An 18,799-nucleotide genomic window follows, 5' to 3' on the forward strand; every position below is an offset into this window, starting at 1 on the left:
ACCTATTGTGGCTCGTACAACACAAATTAACCGCTACCGTAACATCGGTATCTGTGCTCACGTAGACGCGGGTAAAACTACAACTACCGAGCGTATCCTGTTCTACACGGGTGTTAACCACAAGATGGGTGAAACCCACGATGGTGCTAGTACCACAGACTGGATGGCGCAAGAGCAAGAACGCGGTATTACTATTACTTCTGCGGCGGTCACTGCTTTCTGGCAGGGTTCGCAAAAGCAGTATGACAACTACCGTGTTAACGTAATTGACACCCCCGGCCACGTTGACTTCACCATTGAAGTTGAGCGTTCGCTGCGTGTACTTGACGGTGCTGTGGTTGTATTCTGTGGTTCTTCAGGTGTTGAACCGCAGTCTGAAACCGTATGGCGTCAAGCAAACAAGTACGGTGTTCCACGTATCGTTTACGTGAACAAGCTAGACCGTCAAGGTGCTGACTTTAAACGCGTTGTAGCGCAAATTAAACAGCGCTTAGGTCACACGCCAGTGCCTATTCAGTTACCTATCGGTTCTGAAGAGAACTTCGTAGGTCAAGTTGATTTAATCAACATGAAAGCCTACTACTGGAACGACAACGACATGGGCATGACCTTCCGTGAGGAAGAAATCCCTGCCGAAATGCTTGCTGAAGCAGAAGAGTACCGTTCTAACCTAGTGGAAGCTGCGGCTGAAGCTAACGAAGAATTAATGGATAAGTACCTTGAAGAAGGTGAGCTGTCTATTGAAGAAATCAAAGCCGGTCTGCGCGCGCGCACTATTGCGTGTGAAATCGTACCTGCGGTTTGTGGTTCTTCGTTCAAGAACAAAGGAGTGCCATTAGTACTTGACGCCGTGATCGACTACTTACCAGCGCCGGATGAAATTCCTGCGATTAAAGGTGTTGATCCACATGACGAAGAGAAAACTGGCGAGCGTAAGTCAAGCGATAGCGAGCCATTTGCTGCGCTAGCGTTCAAAATTGCTGCTGACCCATTCGTGGGTACTTTAACCTTCGTTCGTGTTTACTCGGGTGTTCTGTCTTCCGGTGACTCAGTTCTGAACTCAGTTAAAGGTAAGCGTGAGCGCGTAGGTCGTATGGTGCAGATGCACGCTAACGATCGTCAAGAGATTAAAGAAGTGCGCGCGGGTGATATCGCAGCATTGATTGGTATGAAAGACGTGACCACAGGTGAAACTCTGTGTGACATGGATAACCCAATCATTCTTGAGCGTATGGAGTTCCCAGAGCCTGTTATCTCGGTAGCGGTTGAGCCAAAAACCAAGGCTGACCAAGAGAAAATGGGTATTGCTCTTGGCCGTTTGGCACAAGAGGATCCATCGTTCCGCGTTAAGACTGACGAAGAGACTGGTCAAACCATTATTTCTGGTATGGGTGAGCTTCACCTAGACGTACTGGTTGACCGTATGCGTCGTGAGTTTAACGTTGAAGCAAACATTGGTAAGCCTCAAGTTGCTTACCGTGAAACAATCCGCAACAGCTGCGAAATTGAAGGTAAGTTCGTTCGTCAGTCTGGTGGTCGTGGTCAGTTTGGTCACTGTTGGATTCGTTTCGCCCCTGCTGACGAAGGTCAGGAAGGGTTGGAGTTCCACAACGAAATCGTTGGTGGTGTAATTCCAAAAGATTACATTCCTGCGATCCAGAAAGGTATCGAAGAGCAGATGAAAAACGGTGTGGTAGCCGGTTATCCTCTGATCGGTCTGAAAGCGACAGTTTTCGACGGTTCGTACCACGATGTTGACTCCAACGAAATGGCGTTTAAGATCGCTGCGTCTATGGCAACAAAACAGCTTGCACAAAAAGGCGGTGCTGTGTTACTAGAGCCAGTGATGCAGGTTGAAGTTGTAACGCCAGAGGATTACATGGGTGACGTGATGGGAGACTTGAACCGTCGCCGCGGCCTGATTCAGGGTATGGATGACAGCCCATCAGGTAAGGTAATTCGCGCAGAGGTTCCTTTAGGAGAGATGTTTGGTTACGCTACCGACGTTCGCTCCATGTCACAAGGTCGCGCGAGCTACTCTATGGAGTTCTCAAAGTACGCAGAAGCACCAGCGAACATCGCTGATGCGATTGTTAAAAAACAAGATTGATCCCGCCCATTAAGTAAGAGGTTACATATCGTGGCTAAGGAAAAATTCGAACGCAGTAAACCGCACTTAAACGTTGGTACTATTGGTCACGTTGACCACGGTAAAACCACGTTAACAGCTGCATTAACTCGTGTATGTGCTGAAGTTTTCGGTGGCGCAGGCTCTTCTAAGGGCTATGACCAAATCGATAACGCTCCAGAAGAGAAAGCACGTGGTATCACTATTAACACGTCACACGTAGAGTACGATTCTCCGACTCGTCACTACGCGCACGTTGACTGCCCAGGTCACGCCGACTACGTTAAGAACATGATCACTGGTGCTGCTCAGATGGACGGCGCTATTCTGGTTTGTTCAGCGGCTGATGGCCCTATGCCACAGACCCGTGAGCACATCCTGCTGTCACGTCAGGTAGGTGTTCCGTACATCGTTGTGTTCCTGAACAAAGCGGACATGGTTGACGATGAAGAGCTGTTAGAGCTAGTTGAAATGGAAGTGCGTGATCTGCTCAGCACTTACGATTTCCCAGGCGATGACACCCCAATCATCACCGGTTCTGCATTAATGGCACTGAACGGCGAAGATGAAAACGGCCTAGGTACTACTGCGGTTAAGACCCTGGTAGAAACTTTAGACGCGTACATCCCAGAGCCAGTACGTGCAATCGATCAGGCGTTCTTGATGCCAATCGAAGACGTATTCTCAATTTCAGGCCGTGGTACTGTAGTAACTGGTCGTGTTGAGCGCGGTATCATTAAAGTAGGTGAAGAGATCGAGATCGTTGGTCTTAAAGACACCACTAAAACTACCTGTACCGGTGTTGAGATGTTCCGTAAACTGCTCGACGAAGGTCGTGCGGGTGAGAACTGCGGTATCTTACTGCGTGGTACTAAGCGTGAAGATGTTCAGCGTGGTCAAGTACTGGCTAAGCCAGGCACGATCAAGCCGCACACCAAGTTTGAAGCAGAAGTTTATGTTCTGTCTAAAGACGAAGGTGGTCGCCATACTCCGTTCTTCAAAGGCTACCGTCCACAGTTCTACTTCCGTACTACGGACGTAACTGGTAACTGTGAACTGCCAGAAGGCGTAGAAATGGTAATGCCAGGCGATAACGTTAAGCTAGAAGTTACTTTGATCGCGCCGATTGCGATGGAAGAAGGCTTACGCTTTGCGATTCGTGAAGGCGGTCGTACCGTAGGTGCGGGCGTTGTTGCGAAAATTATTGCTTAAGCAATGAATCAGCAAGAAGCCTCCTTTATGGGGGCTTTTTGTGTTTATAGTTGACATGCTGGTAATGCAAGATTAAAATTGCGCCTCCTTTTGCTTCGTGATTGCACGTGGCAGGGAAATACTAGGAGTCTGAGGTCAAAATGCAAAATCAACAAATCCGTATCCGGTTGAAGGCTTTTGACCATCGCCTGATCGATCAATCAACCCAGGAAATCGTAGAAACTGCGAAACGTACTGGTGCTCAGGTGCGTGGTCCGATCCCGCTCCCTACTCGTAAGGAACGATTCACTGTTCTGGTTTCTCCGCACGTTAACAAAGACGCGCGTGACCAGTATGAGATTCGTACTCATAAGCGTGTGCTGGACATCGTTCAGCCAACAGATAAAACTGTTGATGCTCTTATGAAGCTCGACCTTGCAGCGGGTGTGGAAGTACAAATTAGCCTCGGCTAAGTCATACAGCGACTTACGTCGTGTAACGCTCTGCAATGGGCGGCCATAGCGGGTGAAAGCCCCGTACACTCATGAGGTTTTAAAGCATGACTATTGGTGTAGTCGGTCGTAAATGCGGCATGACCCGTATTTTCACCGAAGAAGGTGTCTCGATTCCGGTGACTGTAATTGAAGTCGAACCGAATCGCGTGACCCAATTCAAAACAGAAGAGACTGACGGTTATCGTGCTGTACAGGTGACTTACGGCGTACGTCGTGACTCACGTGTTACTAAAGCACAGAAAGGTCACTTCTCTAAGGCTGGCGTTGCAGCTGGTCGTAAAGTGGTTGAGTTCCGTCTGGAAGAAGGCGAATACCAAGCCGGCGATCAAGTAACTACCGAGTTATTTGAAGCAGGTCAAAAGGTAGACGTTACTGGCCAGTCTAAAGGTAAGGGCTTTGCCGGTACCATTAAGCGCTGGAATTTCCGCGGACAAGACAACACACACGGTAACTCCGTATCTCACCGTGTCCCTGGTTCTATTGGTCAGTGCCAAACTCCAGGTCGCGTATTTAAGGGTAAAAAAATGTCTGGTCATATGGGCGCTGAGCGCGTGACCGTGCAATCCCTTGAAGTGGTGCGTGTTGATGCTGAGCGCAATTTACTATTGGTTAAAGGTGCTGTACCAGGCGCTACTGGTAGTGATGTGATTGTGCGTCCGGCAGTCAAGGCTCGCGGTTAAGAGAGGAATGCCGAAAATGCAATTAAATGTTAATGGCGCCCAAGCTATCGAAGTTTGTGAGCGTACTTTTGGCGCTGAGTTTAACGAGACACTAGTACACCAAGCAGTTGTTGCTTACATGGCTGGTGGTCGTCAAGGCACTAAAAAGCAAAAAACACGTTCCGAAGTTTCTGGTGGTGGCCGTAAGCCATGGCGTCAGAAAGGAACTGGTCGTGCCCGTGCAGGTAGTATCCGTAGCCCAATCTGGGTTGGCGGTGGTGCTACATTTGCTGCGCGTCCACAAGATCATTCGCAAAAACTAAACAAGAAAATGTATCGCGCTGCGATGCGTTCTATTCTTGCAGAATTGGTTCGTCAAGAGCGCTTAGTCGTTGTTGAAGAATTTGCAGTTGATGCGCCCAAAACTAAAGGCTTACTCACTAAGTTAGAAGCTTTAGGTTTACAGGACGTACTGATTGTTTCCGATTCAGTTGAGCAGAATCTGTACTTAGCTGCACGTAACCTACCACACGTAGATGTGCGTGACGTACAAGGTTCTGATCCAGTGAGCCTAATTGCATATGACAAAGTCTTAATGACTGTCTCTGCAGTTAAGAAGTTTGAGGAGATGCTAGGATGAACCAAGAACGCGTATTCAAAGTGCTACTTGGCCCGCACATCTCTGAAAAGGCCACTATGTTAGCTGACGGTAAAAGTCAGTTCGTTTTCAAAGTTGCAGTCGATGCAACTAAGCTGGAAATCAAGACCGCTGTTGAACAACTGTTCGAGGTTAAAGTAGCTAACGTTACTACCGTTAAAGTAAACGGTAAGACTAAGCGTACTGCTCGTGGTTTAGGCAAGCGTAGCGACTGGAAAAAAGCGTACATTGCGCTGCAGCCAGGCCAGGATCTCGATTTCATCAGCGCTGCTGAGTAAGCTAGAGGTGCATCATGGCAATTGTTAAATGCAAACCGACTTCCGCTGGACGCCGTTTCGTCGTTCGCGTAGTCAACAAGGAGTTGCATAAAGGCGCTCCTTACGCACCACTGCTCGAGAAAAAATCGAAGACTGGTGGTCGTAACCATAATGGCCGTATTACTACCCGTCATATCGGTGGTGGTCATAAGCAACATTATCGTTTGGTCGACTTCCGTCGCAACAAAGATGGCATCCCAGCTATCGTTGAGCGCTTAGAATACGATCCAAACCGTACCGCACACATTGCACTATTAAAGTACTTAGACGGCGAGCGTCGCTATGTATTAGCCCCTAAAGGTGTTAGTGCCGGTGAGCAATTAATGTCGGGCGCCCACGCTCCGATTAAAGCGGGTAACTGCTTACCTTTACGTAACGTACCAGTAGGTTCTACGGTTCACGCGATTGAGTTAAAGCCAGGTAAGGGCGCGCAAATTGCACGTTCAGCTGGTACTTCAGCGCAAGTTGTTGCCCGTGAAGGCAACTACGTGACCCTGCGTTTACGTTCAGGTGAGATGCGTAAAGTTCTCGCAGATTGCCGTGCAACATTAGGCGAAGTTTCAAACCATGAGCACTTCTTGCGCTCCTATGGTAAAGCTGGTGCGAAGCGTTGGGCGGGTGTTCGTCCAAGCGTTCGTGGTGCTGCTATGAACCCTGTAGATCACCCACACGGTGGTGGTGAGGGTCGTACTTCTGGTGGTCGTCACCCGGTTACTCCGTGGGGCAAGCCAACGAAGGGTGCGAAAACTCGTACCAACAAGCGCACTACCAACATGATTGTTCATCGCCGCAAGTAATTAGAGGGATAAACTAGTGCCACGTTCACTGAAAAAAGGTCCTTTTATCGATCTTCACCTCTTGAAGAAGGTCGAAACCGCGGTAGAGAAGAACGATCGCAAACCAGTAAAAACCTGGTCGCGCCGCTCTATCATTCTGCCGCAAATGGTGGGTTTAACCATCGCAGTACATAACGGTCGTCAACACGTTCCCGTTCTCGTGAGCGAAGATATGGTTGGCCATAAACTCGGCGAATTTGCTGCTACTCGTACCTATCGTGGTCACGTAGCAGACAAGAAAGCCAGACGCTAAGGGGTAAGTAAGATGGAAGTAGCTGCTAAGTTATCCGGCGCTAGCATTTCCGCTCAGAAAGCTCGCTTGGTCGCTGACCAAATTCGCGGGAAGAAAGTGGGTGAAGCGCTTAACTTGTTAGCCTTCAGCAGCAAAAAAGCTGCTGTGCTTTTCAAGAAAGTTCTTGAGTCGGCTGTAGCCAACGCAGAGCATAACGAAGGTGCTGATATCGACGATTTAGTCGTATCAACTGTTTTCGTTAACGAGGGTCGCTCTTTGAAACGTATCATGCCACGCGCTAAAGGCCGTGCAGATCGTATCATCAAGCGCTCTTGCCATATCACTGTCAAGGTTGCCGACAAGTAACGGAGTTGATCAGATGGGTCAGAAAGTACATCCCGTTGGCATACGCCTGGGAATCGTCAAAGATCACACGTCAGTCTGGTATGCAGACCGCAAAGATTATGCGGATTATCTGAATGCTGACTTAGAAGTACGTGCGTATCTTTTAGACAAACTAAAAAACGCGTCCGTGAGCCGTGTCGACATCGCTCGTCCAGCTCAGACTGCACGCATTACTATCCACACTGCGCGTCCTGGTATTGTTATCGGGAAAAAAGGTGAGGATGTAGAAAAACTGCGTCAGGACCTGACCAAGAAAATGGGTGTGCCTGTGCACATCAATATCGAAGAGATTCGTAAGCCAGAGCTCGATGCGATGCTGGTTGCTCAGAGCGTTGCTCAGCAATTAGAGCGTCGTGTAATGTTCCGTCGCGCTATGAAGCGTGCGGTACAGAGCGCAATGCGTCTTGGTGCCAAAGGTATCAAGATTCAGGTAGGCGGTCGTCTTGGTGGTGCTGAAATCGCACGTTCGGAGTGGTATCGCGAAGGCCGTGTGCCGTTGCACACGTTGCGCGCAGATATCGATTATGCCACCTATGAAGCTCATACTACGTATGGTGTTTTAGGCGTAAAGGTTTGGATCTTTAAGGGCGAGGTCATCGGTGGCCAGCACGAAGAACTAAAACCTGTTGCACCAACACCGCGTAAGAAAGCTGGACGATAAGGAGTACGCCACATGTTACAGCCAAAGCGTACGAAGTTCCGCAAGATGATGACAGGCCACAACCGTGGTCTAGCACAACGCGGCAGCAAGGTTAGCTTCGGTGAGTATGCTTTAAAAGCTACTGGCCGTGGTCGCCTAACAGCACGTCAGATTGAAGCAGCGCGTCGTGCGTTGACCCGTCACGTTAAGCGTGGTGGTAAAATCTGGATCCGTGTTTTCCCCGACAAGCCAATTACCAAGAAGCCTCTTGAGGTTCGTATGGGTAAAGGTAAAGGTTCTGTTGAATATTGGGTAGCCCTAATTCAGCCGGGCAAGGTCCTATACGAAATTGAAGGTGTGTCCGAAGAACTCGCGCGTGAAGCATTTGCTTTAGCCGCTGCGAAGTTACCTATCGCTACCTCCTTTGTTAAACGGACGGTGATGTGATGAAAGCTAACGAACTTCGTGAAAAATCAGTAGAGCAGTTGAATGAGCAGTTGCTCGAATTACTGCGCGATCAGTTCAATCTGCGTATGCAGAAAGCAACTGGTCAGTTAGGGCAGTCACACCTGCTCACACAAGTTAGACGCGACATTGCGCGCGTTAAAACTGTGCTCAACCAGAAGGCAGGTAATTAATCATGGCTGAAGCTCAGAATGTAGTCCGCACGCTAACCGGTCGTGTTGTTAGCGATAAAATGGACAAAACCATTACTGTATTGATTGAGCGTCGCGTTAAGCACCCAATCTTTGGTAAATATCTTAAGCGTTCGACCAAACTGCACGCCCACGATGAAACCAACCAATGCCGTATCGGCGACAAAGTCACTATTCGTGAAACTCGTCCGGTAGCTAAGACTAAGTCTTGGGCATTAGTTGAAATCGTTGAACGCGCAGAAGTGGTCTAAGGGCCTAGGGTCGGAGAAATTATATGATTCAGACTCAATCTATGCTCGATGTGGCCGATAACAGCGGCGCGCGTCGTGTAATGTGCATCAAGGTCCTAGGCGGTTCACACCGCCGCTATGCTGCAATCGGTGACATCATTAAGGTTACCGTTAAGGAAGCAATTCCACGCGGCAAAGTGAAAAAGGGCCAAGTAATGACCGCTGTTGTTGTGCGTACCCGTCACGGTGTACGTCGCGCAGATGGTTCCATCATTCGTTTCGATGGCAACGCTGCTGTTCTTTTGAACACTAAGCAAGAGCCAATCGGAACACGTATCTTCGGGCCAGTGACGCGCGAACTTCGTACTGAGAAGTTCATGAAAATCGTTTCACTCGCACCCGAAGTACTGTAAGGAGTAGCCGTCATGCAAAAGATTCGTCGTGACGACGAGGTCATCGTCATTGCCGGCAAGGATAAGGGCGAAAAAGGTAAAGTACTAAAAGTACTGGCTGATAATCGCGTAGTAGTGGCTGGTGTTAACTTAGTTAAACGCCACACTAAGCCTAATCCAATGCTCGGAACTCAAGGCGGTATCGTCGAGAAAGAAGCGCCATTGCACGTTTCTAATGTGGCTATTTTTAACGCAGAAACTAACAAGGCTGATCGCGTTGGTTTTAAAGTTGAAGACGGCAAAAAGATTCGTGTCTTCAAATCCACTCAAAAGCCAGTTGGCGCTTGAGATAAATAGGTGAAATGATGGCACGATTAAAAGATTTATACCGTAACGAACTTGCACCACAGCTTAAAGAAGAACTTAAGCTAGCTAACGTGATGGAAGTTCCACGTATTACTAAAATCACTCTGAACATGGGTTTAGGTGAAGCCGTTACTGATAAGAAAATTATCGATAACGCAGTGGCTGATCTAGAAAAAATCACCGGTCAAAAGCCAGTGGTCACCTATGCGCGCAAATCTATCGCTGGTTTTAAAATCCGTGATGGTTGGCCGATCGGGGTTAAAGTAACTTTACGTAACGATCGTATGTACGAGTTCTTAGACCGTCTGCTAAGTATCTCTTTACCACGTGTACGTGACTTCCGTGGCCTGAACGGCAAATCGTTCGACGGTCATGGTAACTACAGCATGGGTGTAAAAGAGCAGATTATCTTCCCAGAAATCGACTACGATAAAATCGATGCGCTACGTGGTTTAGATATTACTCTAACTACATCTGCGCGTAACGATGATGAAGGCCGTGCGTTACTCAAGGCTTTCAAATTCCCGTTCCGTAACTGAGGATTAGCAAATGGCTAAAATGGGCATGAAAAACCGTGAGCTGAAGCGTCAGCGCACGGTCGCTAAATTCGCTGAAAAGCGTGCAGCGCTCAAAGCAACCATCGCCAATCCGAACTCCACCGCTGAAGAGCGTTGGGACGCGCAGGTTGCTTTACAAAAGCAACCGCGTGATGCAAGCCGTTCACGTTTACGTAACCGCTGCCGCATCACTGGCCGTCCGCACGGTGTATACCGTAAGTTCGGACTAAGCCGTAACAAACTTCGTGAAGCTGCAATGCGCGGTGATGTACCAGGTTTAGTTAAGGCTAGCTGGTAATTTAACAACTGAAATTATTTCAGTTTGTTGAAAAAATGATCAAGCCCCTTCATTGGGGCTTGATTCGTTTTTACTATTTCATTTACAATGCCTGACTCGCAACAAGACCGAGGGTTTTGTGTGCGTGTTTCTAATGGTCGAGAGACCTCAATCTTTTCAGGAGCTACAAGCCCATGAGTATGCAGGACCCGTTAGCTGATATGCTAACTCGTATCCGTAATGCCCAGATGGCTGAGAAATCCGTAGTTACCATGCCTTCTTCAACACTGAAAGTCGCTGTTGCGAACGTGTTAAAAGAAGAAGGTTACGTAGCGGATTATCAGATCAGCGGTGACGCGAAACCTCTGCTTTCCATCGAACTAAAGTATTTCGAAGGCCGTCCGGTCATCGAAGAGTTACAACGCGTAAGCCGTCCTGGTCTGCGCCAGTACAAAGCTGCTGGTGAATTGCCGCAAGTCCGTGGCGGACTGGGTGTAGCGATTGTTTCCACCAATAAAGGTGTGATGACTGATCGCGCCGCGCGTGCTGCCGGTATCGGTGGCGAAGTTCTTTGCAGTGTATTCTAAGGGGATCAAGCATGTCTCGCGTTGCTAAAAATCCCGTTAAGCTACCTGCTGGCGTAGAACTTAAACTCGCTGGCCAACAGCTTTCGGTAAAAGGCGCTAAAGGCGCTTTAGAATTGACTATTCACCCAGCCGTTGAGGTTTCTCAAGAGGATGGCGAGTTACGTTTTGCAGCTCGCAGTGGTGATCAACAGTCACGTGCTATGGCCGGTACTACCCGTGCCTTAGTAAACAATATGGTAGTGGGTGTAAGCCAAGGCTTTGAGCGTAAGCTACAACTAGTTGGTGTAGGTTACCGTGCGCAAGCTAAAGGTAGTGTGCTTTCACTCGCATTAGGTTTCTCTCACTCAATCGAGTATGAGCTGCCAGAAGGCGTAACCGCAGAAACTCCAAGTGCTACTGATATCGTGATTCGCGGTATTGATAAGCAAGTACTTGGTCAAGTAGCGGCAGAGATTCGCGATTACCGTCGCCCAGAGCCATACAAAGGCAAGGGTGTACGTTACGCTGAAGAAAACGTACTTCGTAAAGAAGCTAAGAAGAAGTAGGGCCTAGCAAAATGACCGACAAAAAAGTTTCAAGACTGCGTCGCGCTCGCAAAGCACGCCTGAAAATGCAAGAACTGCAAACAGTTCGTCTTTGCGTGTATCGCTCTTCGCAGCACATTTACGCCCAAGTGATTTCTGCTGACGGCGGTAAAGTATTAGTTCAAGCTTCTACTTTAGATAAAGAACTGCGCGATGGCGCAACAGGTAACATCGAAGCGGCCAAGAAAGTTGGCCAATTAGTTGCCGAGCGTGCTAAAGCGGTAGGAGTTGCCAAAGTGGCTTTTGACCGTTCTGGCTTCAAGTACCACGGCCGTGTGAAAGCATTGGCTGATGCTGCTCGTGAAGGCGGGCTGGAGTTTTAAGTTATGGCAAATCACGAGCAAAAACGCGATAACCGCGAAGATAGCCGCGACGAAGGCTATATCGAAAAATTAGTGCAAGTTAACCGTGTTGCTAAAACCGTAAAAGGTGGTCGTATCTTCACTTTCACCGCGTTAAGCGTAGTGGGTGATGGTAAAGGTCGCGTAGGTTTTGGCCGTGGTAAGTCACGCGAAGTCCCTGCAGCCATTCAAAAAGCAATGGAAGCAGCACGTCGCAACATGATCCAAGTGGATCTGAACGGTGTAACTTTGCAGTACCCAATTAAATCTGTTCACGGTGCTTCACGCGTTTACATGCAACCTGCTTCGGAAGGTACGGGTGTAATTGCTGGCGGTGCAATGCGCGCTGTTTTAGAAGTGGCTGGTGTTCAAGACGTACTCGCTAAGTGCTACGGCTCTACGAATCCAATCAACGTTGTTTACGCAACGTTCAAGGGTCTGAAAAATATGCAGTCCCCTGATTCAGTAGCAGCTAAGCGTGGCAAGAGTGTCGAGGAGATTCTCTAACCATGTCTCAAGCAACTGTTAAAGTGACTCTAGTTAAGAGCACAAACGGCCGTTTGGCTAATCATAAAGCCTGCGTACGTGGCCTCGGCCTACGTCGCATTGGTCACACCGTAGAGGTTCTGGATACTCCAGAAAACCGCGGTATGATCAATAAAGCTTATTACTTACTCCGTGTGGAGGGCTAAGCCATGCAATTGAACGATTTACGTTCTGCACCTGGTGCCCGCCGTGAGAAACTTCGCTTAGGCCGTGGTATCGGTTCTGGTCTAGGTAAAACTGCTGGTCGTGGTCACAAAGGTTTGACTTCACGTTCAGGCGGTAAAGTTGCTCCGGGCTTCGAGGGTGGTCAACAGCCTATATACAAGCGTTTACCTAAGTTTGGTTTTACCTCACGTATGGCGCTTGTGCGTGCTGAAATCCGTACTTCTGAACTTGCAAAAGTGGAAGGCGACGTTGTTTCTTTGCAAACTCTGCGTGAAGCAAACCTGATTAACGCTAGCGTTAAGCGCGTTAAAGTTATGCTGTCAGGTGATGTGACTCGTGCAGTCACTTTGCAAGGCATCGGGGCTACCAAAGGTGCCCGTGAAGCTATCATCGCAGCAGGCGGTAAGATCGAGGAATAAATGGCTAAGCAAGGTGCTCTCTCAGCGTTAGGTGGCGGCGGATTATCCGAGCTTTGGGCTCGTTTGCGCTTTCTATTCATGGCGATTATCGTTTATCGAATTGGTGCGCATATTCCGGTACCAGGAATTAACCCCGAACGACTCGCTGATCTGTTTCGACAGAACGAGGGAACCATTCTCAGTCTATTCAATATGTTCTCAGGCGGTGCGCTAGAACGTATGTCTATTTTTGCCTTGGGGATCATGCCGTATATTTCGGCGTCGATCATCATGCAATTAATGACAGCGGTTAGCCCACAGCTTGAGGCGTTGAAGAAAGAGGGTGAAGCTGGTCGTCGTAAGATTAGCCAGTACACCCGTTACGGCACCTTGGCGTTGGCTTTGGTTCAGGCATTTGGTATGTCTATGGGCTTGGCCGGTCAAGGTGTTACTTTCGCAACCGACTTCAGCTTCTACTTTACAGCGATCACTACCTTTGTAGCGGGCGCAATGTTTATGATGTGGCTGGGTGAGCAAATTACTGAGCGTGGTATCGGTAACGGCATTTCGATGCTGATTTTTGCTGGTATTGTGGCAGGTTTGCCGTCGGCGATAGGACAATCTTTTGAATCTGCGCGTCAAGGAGACATCAACATTTTCGCCTTAATGGCGATTGGTTTACTTGCCGTTGCGATTATTGGTTTCGTTGTGTTTGTGGAGCGTGGTCAGCGTCGTATCGCTGTGCATTACGCAAAGCGTCAGCAAGGCCGCAAAGTGTTTGCAGCACAGCAAAGTCACTTACCTTTAAAAGTTAATATGGCTGGGGTTATTCCTGCTATTTTTGCGAGCAGTATCTTACTGTTCCCGGCTTCTTTAGGTCAGTGGTTTGGTCAGTCTGAAGGCATGGGTTGGTTAGCTGATCTGTCACAAGCATTAGCGCCTAACCAGCCGTTAAACATTATTCTGTTTACCGCAGGGATTATTTTCTTCTGCTTCTTCTATACAGCTTTAATGTTTAACCCGAAAGATGTTGCGGAAAACCTTAAGAAATCTGGTGCGTTTATCCCAGGTATCCGTCCCGGTGAGCAATCAGCACGCTACATTGATGGCGTACTTACTCGCTTAACGGTGTTCGGTTCCTTATACATGACGGCCGTATGTTTGTTGCCGCAGTTTCTTGTGGTGGCGGCAAACGTTCCGTTCTATCTTGGCGGGACCTCGCTGTTGATCGTTGTTGTGGTTGTAATGGACTTCATTGCTCAAGTACAATCGCACCTCGTTTCTAACCAGTACGATTCCCTGATGAAAAAAGCAAACCTGAAGGGCTATGGCAGCGGCATGATCCGCTAAGCACTAGTTCGTAAGGTTGGAGGAGTGGGTAATGAAAGTTCGTGCATCAGTAAAGAAACTATGCCGTAACTGTAAGATCGTACGTCGCGACGGTGTCGTACGTGTGATCTGTAAAGCAGAACCGCGTCACAAACAGCGCCAAGGCTAATTTGTGTTTGCGTCAATAATCTAGCAGCTAGTGCGCTGCTAGGTTGATTAATGATTATTACAGCGTTAAACTCTTGCGCCCTTTCTTGGCTTCCGGGGCTCAGGTAGCTGTCAATTGGAGTTTCACTGAATGGCCCGTATTGCAGGCGTTAACATTCCGGATAACAAGCATACTGTTATCTCGCTGACCTACATCTACGGTGTAGGACGCACAACTGCACAGAAAATCTGTGCCGCGACTGGCATTGCTCCAGAAGCGAAAATTAAAGATCTAAGCGAAGAGCAGTTGGATCAATTACGTGGTGAAGTAGCTAAGTTAACTACTGAAGGTGACTTACGCCGCGAAATTAACATGAATATCAAACGCTTGATGGACTTAGGTTGCTACCGTGGTATTCGCCATCGTCGTAGCTTACCACTTCGCGGTCAGCGCACTAAAACTAACGCGCGTACTCGTAAAGGTCCACGCAAACCAATCCGTAAATAATCGTATTGGTTTCTAGATAGGAATTTGATCATGGCTAAACCAGCTGCTCGTGCTCGTAAAAAAGTAAGAAAGACGGTGGTTGATGGCATCGCCCACATCCACGCTTCTTTCAACAACACAATTGTTACTATTACTGACCGTCAAGGTAATGCTCTGTCTTGGGCAACCTCAGGTGGTTCAGGATTCCGTGGTTCGCGTAAAAGTACGCCGTTCGCTGCGCAGGTTGCTGCTGAGCGTGCGGGTCAAGCGGCCCTCGAATTTGGCTTGAAAAACTTAGAAGTTAACGTTAAGGGCCCAGGTCCTGGACGTGAGTCTGCAGTTCGTGCGTTAAACGGCTGCGGCTACAAAATTTCTAGCATTACAGATGTGACGCCTATTCCGCACAACGGATGCCGTCCACCTAAAAAACGTCGCGTGTAATCAAGGAGACAGTGAAAAATGGCTCGTTACATTGGTCCAAAATGCAAACTGTCTCGTCGTGAAGGCACAGATCTTTTCTTGAAAAGTGGTGCGCGCGCGATTGAGTCAAAATGCAACTTAGAAACCGCACCTGGTCAACATGGCCAACGTCGCACTCGTTTATCTGAGTACGGCTTACAGTTGCGTGAAAAACAAAAAGTACGTCGTATTTACGGTGTGCTAGAACGCCAATTCCGTGGCTACTACAAAGAAGCAGCGCGCCGTAAAGGTGCAACTGGTGAAAACCTGCTGCAATTGCTGGAATCACGTTTAGATAACGTGGTATACCGCATGGGTTTTGGTGCAACTCGCGCTGAGTCCCGTCAACTGGTTTCGCACAAAGCGATCACAGTAAATGGTAAGACGGTAAACATTCCATCTTTCCAGGTACAACCAGGTGATGTAGTGGCTGTTCGCGAAAAAGCGAAAAACCAATTACGTATTTCCCAGGCTCTCGAACTTTGCGCCCAACGCGGTCGCGTAGAGTGGGTTGAGGTGGATACTGCGAAGAAAGAAGGTACGTTCAAAAGCGTTCCTGCTCGTAGCGATTTATCAGCCGACATCAACGAAAGCCTGATTGTCGAGCTCTACTCCAAGTAAGGGCTAGAAAATAGGTGTATCCATGCAGATTTCGGTAAATGAGTTTCTAACCCCACGTCAAATTAATGTTGATCAGGTTAGTCCAACCCGCGCCAAAATTACGCTCGAGCCGCTCGAGCGTGGTTTTGGACATACTTTAGGCAACGCGTTACGACGCATTTTGTTGTCTTCAATGCCCGGCTGTGCAGTGGTAGAAGTCGAAATTGACGGTGTGTTGCACGAGTACAGTGCCATTGAAGGAGTGCAGGAAGACGTCATCGAAATCCTGCTCAACCTCAAAGGCTTGGCCGTGATTATGCACGGACGTGACGAAGCCACCCTAAGCCTGAGCAAAAAAGGGCCGGGTGTGGTGACTGCTGCCGATATTCAGCTGGATCATGATGTTGAAATCGTCAATGGCGACCACATCATTGCCCATTTAGCTGACAAGGGTGAGTTAAACATGAAGTTGCGTATTGCGCGTGGTCGTGGCTATCAGCCAGCCGACGCACGTACGCAAGACGATGATGAAAGCCGTTCTATCGGCCGTCTACAACTTGATGCGTTATACAGCCCGGTTCGCCGTGTGGCATATGTGGTAGAAAATGCTCGTGTTGAGCAGCGTACTGACTTAGATAAGTTAGTCATCGACTTAGAGACCAATGGCACTTTAGATCCTGAAGAAGCCATTCGTCGCAGCGCAACTATTCTTCAGCATCAATTAGCTGCCTTCGTTGATTTACAAAGCGAAGAGCCGGTTGAAGAAGAGAAACCAGAAGACGAGATTGATCCTGTCTTACTGCGCCCTGTGGATGATTTAGAGTTAACCGTGCGTTCCGCTAACTGCCTCAAAGCAGAAAGCATCTACTATATTGGTGATCTGATTCAGCGCACCGAAGTAGAGTTACTGAAAACGCCAAACCTCGGTAAGAAATCTTTAACTGAAATTAAAGACGTTCTGGCTGAGCGTGGTTTATCTCTGGGTATGCGCCTCGACAACTGGCCGCCTGCAAGTCTGAAGAAAGACGACAAGGCCACGGCCTGATCGTCATTACCACCAACGAGAGAGTTTGGTAAGGAATTGAATCATGCGTCATCGTAAAAGTGGCCGTCACCTAAGCCGTACTAGCGCCCACCGCAAGGCTATGTTCCAGAACATGGCTGTGTCGCTGTTCGAGCATGAGTTGATCAAAACCACATTGCCTAAAGCTAAAGAACTGCGCCGCGTAGCCGAGCCGCTAATCACTTTAGCCAAAGAAGACAGTGTTGCTAATCGTCGTTTAGCCTTTGACCGTACTCGCTCGAAAGAAGCGGTAGGCAAGTTATTCAACGATTTAGGTAAGCGTTATGCAACCCGTCAGGGTGGATACCTGCGCATCTTAAAGTGCGGTTTCCGTCCAGGTGACAACGCACCTATGGCTTATGTGGAACTGGTTGACCGTCCGGTAGCTGGTGAAGTAGAAGCAGAATAAGCCTTAGGGTTTATTTAAAAAAGCCGAGCCTAGTGCTCGGCTTTTTTGTGGCTAATCATATTTGATCAAAGGTGAAGGATGCAGGGCTTAAAGCGCAAACTGGTGTATGTCAGCTTATTTGAAACCATTGCCATAGTTCTGACCACGTTGCTGTTAATGCTGCTAGGGCATGATTCTGCGCACTCTGGCGCGGTGTCGGTGGTGATTTCAGTGATTGCGGTGGTATGGAATCTGATTTGGAATTACAGCTTTGAAGCCTGGGAAAGGCGGCAAACAGTTAAAGGTCGGAGTATTCGACGCCGAGTGGTGCATGCAGTGGGTTTTGAGTCGGGCCTGGCCTTGATGACGATTCCCTTATTGGCTTGGTGGCTTTCGATTGGGGTATTTGAAGCCTTGGCCTTGGATATTGGCTTGTTGTTGTTCTTTTTGTTTTATACCTTTGTCTTTAACTGGGGCTTTGATCGAATCTTTGGTTTGCCAGAATCGGCCCTGTGATTTAGCTTAGGTACAATTAATCATTGATTTGAGGAGCGGCAGATGAGTAAAAAAATTGCAGTGATTTTATCCGGTAGTGGTGTGTATGACGGCAGTGAGATTCACGAGGCAGTGCTGACCCTGCTGCGTTTAGATCAATTAGGCGCTACGGTGCAGTGCTTTGCCCCTGATATTAAGCAACACCATGTCATTAATCATCTAACCGGCGAAGAGATGTCAGAGACGCGCAATGTGTTGCTTGAGTCGGCTCGCATCGCCCGAGGCAATTGTAAAGCGGTGACGGAGTTAACGGCCGCTGAGTTTGATGCAGTGATTTTACCCGGTGGCTTTGGCGCGGCAAAAAACCTATCAGACTTTGCCTTTAATGGCGCCAATTGCACGGTAGAACCAGCCACCTTGGCTGCGGTACAAAGCTTTGTGGCTGCTGGTAAGCCGGTGGGGTTAATGTGTATTGCTCCGGCCTTAGCGGCTAAGTTTTTTGGGCAGGGCGTGCTGTGTACCATTGGTAGCGATCCGGCCACCGCCGAAGCACTAGAACAAATGGGCGCCAAGCATCAAACCTGCACGGTAGATGCGTTGGTGATTGATGAAAAAAATAATCTAGTAACCACCCCAGCCTATATGCTGGCGGAAAACATCAGCCAAGCGGCTGAGGGTATTTTTGAGCTGGTGGATGAGGTGGTAAAGCGCGCTTAGTTGATGCACCTGCCTTAACCGAGCTAATGGATCCCGGGGCAAGCCCGGGAAGACGGTGGGGGAGAGTATTGTGTTGGTCTTGAGCTTAAACGTCACGTCGGACTTAACCGCCGTATGTTGCGCCGACCTTAACCCGAACCGTCGTACCCGATTTCACTCTCAATCATCGCGCGTAACCTCGCCAAAACGTCATGCCCGATTTCACTCTCAATCGTCGCGCCGGACTCCCACAAAACGTCGTGCCGGACTTGATCCGGCATCTGCTGCAGGTGAGCACGATCTTGCCGCGTGATTATTGGTTATAAAGTGGGCTGTAATGGGGTGCCTGTCGTAACGAGGTTAATGGATCCCGGGTCAAGCCCGGGATGACGGGGGAGAGTATCGTGTAGGGCTTGAACCTAAACGTCACGTCGGACTTAACCGCCGTATGTTGT

The 18,799-nt window shown here is 48.7% G+C and carries 32 protein-coding genes; all 32 read left to right on the top strand.

What is annotated here, in order from left to right:
• Nucleotides 1-7 precede the first annotated feature (7 nt).
• The 32 genes from fusA (at nt 8) to elbB (ending at nt 18,365) form a co-directional block, all read left to right on the top strand.
• Nucleotides 8-2,110 carry an elongation factor G gene (fusA, locus tag AC2T15_RS00950; protein ID WP_486778499.1) on the top strand — a complete coding sequence of 701 codons (2,103 nt, stop codon included), beginning with the start codon at nt 8-10 and terminating at the stop codon, nt 2,108-2,110.
• Nucleotides 2,111-2,140: 30 nt separating this feature from the next.
• Nucleotides 2,141-3,340 carry an elongation factor Tu gene (tuf, locus tag AC2T15_RS00955; RefSeq protein ID WP_053100960.1) on the top strand — a complete coding sequence of 400 codons (1,200 nt, stop codon included), beginning with the start codon at nt 2,141-2,143 and terminating at the stop codon, nt 3,338-3,340.
• A 140-nt stretch (nt 3,341-3,480) separates the two neighbouring features.
• Complete coding sequence (rpsJ, locus tag AC2T15_RS00960) at nt 3,481-3,792, top strand: 30S ribosomal protein S10 (protein WP_003186070.1); 312 nt, start codon at nt 3,481-3,483, stop codon at nt 3,790-3,792.
• Between the two features lie 86 nt (nt 3,793-3,878).
• Nucleotides 3,879-4,514 (top strand): 50S ribosomal protein L3, encoded by a 636-nt coding sequence (gene rplC / locus AC2T15_RS00965; protein WP_053100975.1) that lies wholly within the window; start codon nt 3,879-3,881, stop codon nt 4,512-4,514.
• A 16-nt stretch (nt 4,515-4,530) separates the two neighbouring features.
• Nucleotides 4,531-5,133 carry a 50S ribosomal protein L4 gene (rplD, locus tag AC2T15_RS00970; protein ID WP_053101978.1) on the top strand — a complete coding sequence of 201 codons (603 nt, stop codon included), beginning with the start codon at nt 4,531-4,533 and terminating at the stop codon, nt 5,131-5,133.
• Nucleotides 5,130-5,429, top strand: a complete 300-nt coding sequence (rplW, locus tag AC2T15_RS00975; protein WP_053100976.1) for a 50S ribosomal protein L23 — start codon at nt 5,130-5,132, stop codon at nt 5,427-5,429. Before rplD ends, rplW begins: the two co-directional genes overlap by 4 nt.
• Before the next feature lie 14 nt (nt 5,430-5,443).
• Nucleotides 5,444-6,265 carry a 50S ribosomal protein L2 gene (gene rplB / locus AC2T15_RS00980; RefSeq protein WP_053100977.1) on the top strand — a complete coding sequence of 274 codons (822 nt, stop codon included), beginning with the start codon at nt 5,444-5,446 and terminating at the stop codon, nt 6,263-6,265.
• A gap of 16 nt (nt 6,266-6,281) precedes the next feature.
• Nucleotides 6,282-6,557 carry a 30S ribosomal protein S19 gene (gene rpsS / locus AC2T15_RS00985; protein ID WP_053100978.1) on the top strand — a complete coding sequence of 92 codons (276 nt, stop codon included), beginning with the start codon at nt 6,282-6,284 and terminating at the stop codon, nt 6,555-6,557.
• 12 nt (nt 6,558-6,569) lie between these two features.
• Nucleotides 6,570-6,902 (top strand): 50S ribosomal protein L22, encoded by a 333-nt coding sequence (gene rplV / locus AC2T15_RS00990; RefSeq protein ID WP_053100979.1) that lies wholly within the window; start codon nt 6,570-6,572, stop codon nt 6,900-6,902.
• A gap of 13 nt (nt 6,903-6,915) precedes the next feature.
• Entirely contained in the window at nt 6,916-7,602 is a 687-nt protein-coding gene (gene rpsC / locus AC2T15_RS00995; RefSeq protein WP_053100980.1) for a 30S ribosomal protein S3, read from the top strand.
• Between the two features lie 12 nt (nt 7,603-7,614).
• On the top strand, nt 7,615-8,028 hold the full coding sequence (gene rplP, locus AC2T15_RS01000; protein WP_053100981.1) for a 50S ribosomal protein L16: 414 nt from the start codon (nt 7,615-7,617) through the stop codon (nt 8,026-8,028).
• Nucleotides 8,028-8,219: a 50S ribosomal protein L29 gene (rpmC, locus tag AC2T15_RS01005; protein ID WP_053100982.1), complete on the top strand. Its 192-nt coding sequence runs from the start codon at nt 8,028-8,030 to the stop codon at nt 8,217-8,219. Before rplP ends, rpmC begins: the two co-directional genes overlap by 1 nt.
• 2 nt (nt 8,220-8,221) lie before the next feature.
• Nucleotides 8,222-8,488: a 30S ribosomal protein S17 gene (gene rpsQ / locus AC2T15_RS01010; protein WP_053100983.1), complete on the top strand. Its 267-nt coding sequence runs from the start codon at nt 8,222-8,224 to the stop codon at nt 8,486-8,488.
• 23 nt (nt 8,489-8,511) lie between these two features.
• Entirely contained in the window at nt 8,512-8,880 is a 369-nt protein-coding gene (gene rplN / locus AC2T15_RS01015) for a 50S ribosomal protein L14 (protein ID WP_053100984.1), read from the top strand.
• Nucleotides 8,881-8,892: 12 nt separating this feature from the next.
• The gene (rplX, locus tag AC2T15_RS01020) at nt 8,893-9,207 is read left to right on the top strand and encodes a 50S ribosomal protein L24 (protein WP_053100985.1); all 315 of its coding nucleotides are present in this window, start codon (nt 8,893-8,895) and stop codon (nt 9,205-9,207) included.
• Between the two features lie 17 nt (nt 9,208-9,224).
• On the top strand, nt 9,225-9,764 hold the full coding sequence (gene rplE / locus AC2T15_RS01025) for a 50S ribosomal protein L5 (RefSeq protein WP_053100986.1): 540 nt from the start codon (nt 9,225-9,227) through the stop codon (nt 9,762-9,764).
• Between the two features lie 10 nt (nt 9,765-9,774).
• Entirely contained in the window at nt 9,775-10,080 is a 306-nt protein-coding gene (rpsN, locus tag AC2T15_RS01030) for a 30S ribosomal protein S14 (protein WP_486778500.1), read from the top strand.
• A gap of 173 nt (nt 10,081-10,253) precedes the next feature.
• A complete protein-coding gene (gene rpsH, locus AC2T15_RS01035; protein ID WP_053100988.1) occupies nt 10,254-10,646 on the top strand; it encodes a 30S ribosomal protein S8 in 393 nt (130 codons plus the stop codon).
• An 11-nt stretch (nt 10,647-10,657) separates the two neighbouring features.
• The gene (rplF, locus tag AC2T15_RS01040) at nt 10,658-11,191 is read left to right on the top strand and encodes a 50S ribosomal protein L6 (protein ID WP_053100989.1); all 534 of its coding nucleotides are present in this window, start codon (nt 10,658-10,660) and stop codon (nt 11,189-11,191) included.
• Nucleotides 11,192-11,202: 11 nt separating this feature from the next.
• Nucleotides 11,203-11,553 carry a 50S ribosomal protein L18 gene (gene rplR / locus AC2T15_RS01045; RefSeq protein ID WP_053100990.1) on the top strand — a complete coding sequence of 117 codons (351 nt, stop codon included), beginning with the start codon at nt 11,203-11,205 and terminating at the stop codon, nt 11,551-11,553.
• Between the two features lie 3 nt (nt 11,554-11,556).
• On the top strand, nt 11,557-12,078 hold the full coding sequence (gene rpsE, locus AC2T15_RS01050; protein ID WP_053100991.1) for a 30S ribosomal protein S5: 522 nt from the start codon (nt 11,557-11,559) through the stop codon (nt 12,076-12,078).
• A 2-nt stretch (nt 12,079-12,080) separates the two neighbouring features.
• The gene (rpmD, locus tag AC2T15_RS01055) at nt 12,081-12,263 is read left to right on the top strand and encodes a 50S ribosomal protein L30 (RefSeq protein ID WP_053100992.1); all 183 of its coding nucleotides are present in this window, start codon (nt 12,081-12,083) and stop codon (nt 12,261-12,263) included.
• A gap of 3 nt (nt 12,264-12,266) precedes the next feature.
• Nucleotides 12,267-12,701 carry a 50S ribosomal protein L15 gene (rplO, locus tag AC2T15_RS01060; RefSeq protein WP_486778501.1) on the top strand — a complete coding sequence of 145 codons (435 nt, stop codon included), beginning with the start codon at nt 12,267-12,269 and terminating at the stop codon, nt 12,699-12,701.
• The gene (secY, locus tag AC2T15_RS01065; RefSeq protein ID WP_053100994.1) at nt 12,702-14,030 is read left to right on the top strand and encodes a preprotein translocase subunit SecY; all 1,329 of its coding nucleotides are present in this window, start codon (nt 12,702-12,704) and stop codon (nt 14,028-14,030) included. It abuts the gene before it with no gap.
• Nucleotides 14,031-14,061: 31 nt separating this feature from the next.
• Nucleotides 14,062-14,178, top strand: coding sequence for a 50S ribosomal protein L36 (rpmJ, locus tag AC2T15_RS01070; protein ID WP_027590520.1), 117 nt, complete (start codon nt 14,062-14,064; stop codon nt 14,176-14,178).
• A 129-nt stretch (nt 14,179-14,307) separates the two neighbouring features.
• On the top strand, nt 14,308-14,664 hold the full coding sequence (rpsM, locus tag AC2T15_RS01075; protein WP_053100995.1) for a 30S ribosomal protein S13: 357 nt from the start codon (nt 14,308-14,310) through the stop codon (nt 14,662-14,664).
• A gap of 30 nt (nt 14,665-14,694) precedes the next feature.
• Nucleotides 14,695-15,084: a 30S ribosomal protein S11 gene (gene rpsK, locus AC2T15_RS01080; RefSeq protein WP_053100996.1), complete on the top strand. Its 390-nt coding sequence runs from the start codon at nt 14,695-14,697 to the stop codon at nt 15,082-15,084.
• An 18-nt stretch (nt 15,085-15,102) separates the two neighbouring features.
• Nucleotides 15,103-15,723: a 30S ribosomal protein S4 gene (gene rpsD, locus AC2T15_RS01085; protein ID WP_053100997.1), complete on the top strand. Its 621-nt coding sequence runs from the start codon at nt 15,103-15,105 to the stop codon at nt 15,721-15,723.
• Between the two features lie 22 nt (nt 15,724-15,745).
• Nucleotides 15,746-16,747 carry a DNA-directed RNA polymerase subunit alpha gene (locus AC2T15_RS01090; RefSeq protein WP_053100998.1) on the top strand — a complete coding sequence of 334 codons (1,002 nt, stop codon included), beginning with the start codon at nt 15,746-15,748 and terminating at the stop codon, nt 16,745-16,747.
• A 43-nt stretch (nt 16,748-16,790) separates the two neighbouring features.
• Complete coding sequence (gene rplQ / locus AC2T15_RS01095) at nt 16,791-17,174, top strand: 50S ribosomal protein L17 (protein WP_053100999.1); 384 nt, start codon at nt 16,791-16,793, stop codon at nt 17,172-17,174.
• Between the two features lie 78 nt (nt 17,175-17,252).
• Nucleotides 17,253-17,669: a PACE efflux transporter gene (locus AC2T15_RS01100; RefSeq protein ID WP_486778502.1), complete on the top strand. Its 417-nt coding sequence runs from the start codon at nt 17,253-17,255 to the stop codon at nt 17,667-17,669.
• Nucleotides 17,670-17,711: 42 nt separating this feature from the next.
• Nucleotides 17,712-18,365, top strand: a complete 654-nt coding sequence (gene elbB / locus AC2T15_RS01105; RefSeq protein WP_486778503.1) for an isoprenoid biosynthesis glyoxalase ElbB — start codon at nt 17,712-17,714, stop codon at nt 18,363-18,365.
• The last annotated feature ends 434 nt before the right edge of the window (nt 18,366-18,799 follow it).

The sequence above is a fragment of the Thiopseudomonas sp. SA1F2-1K genome (assembly GCF_057443035.1).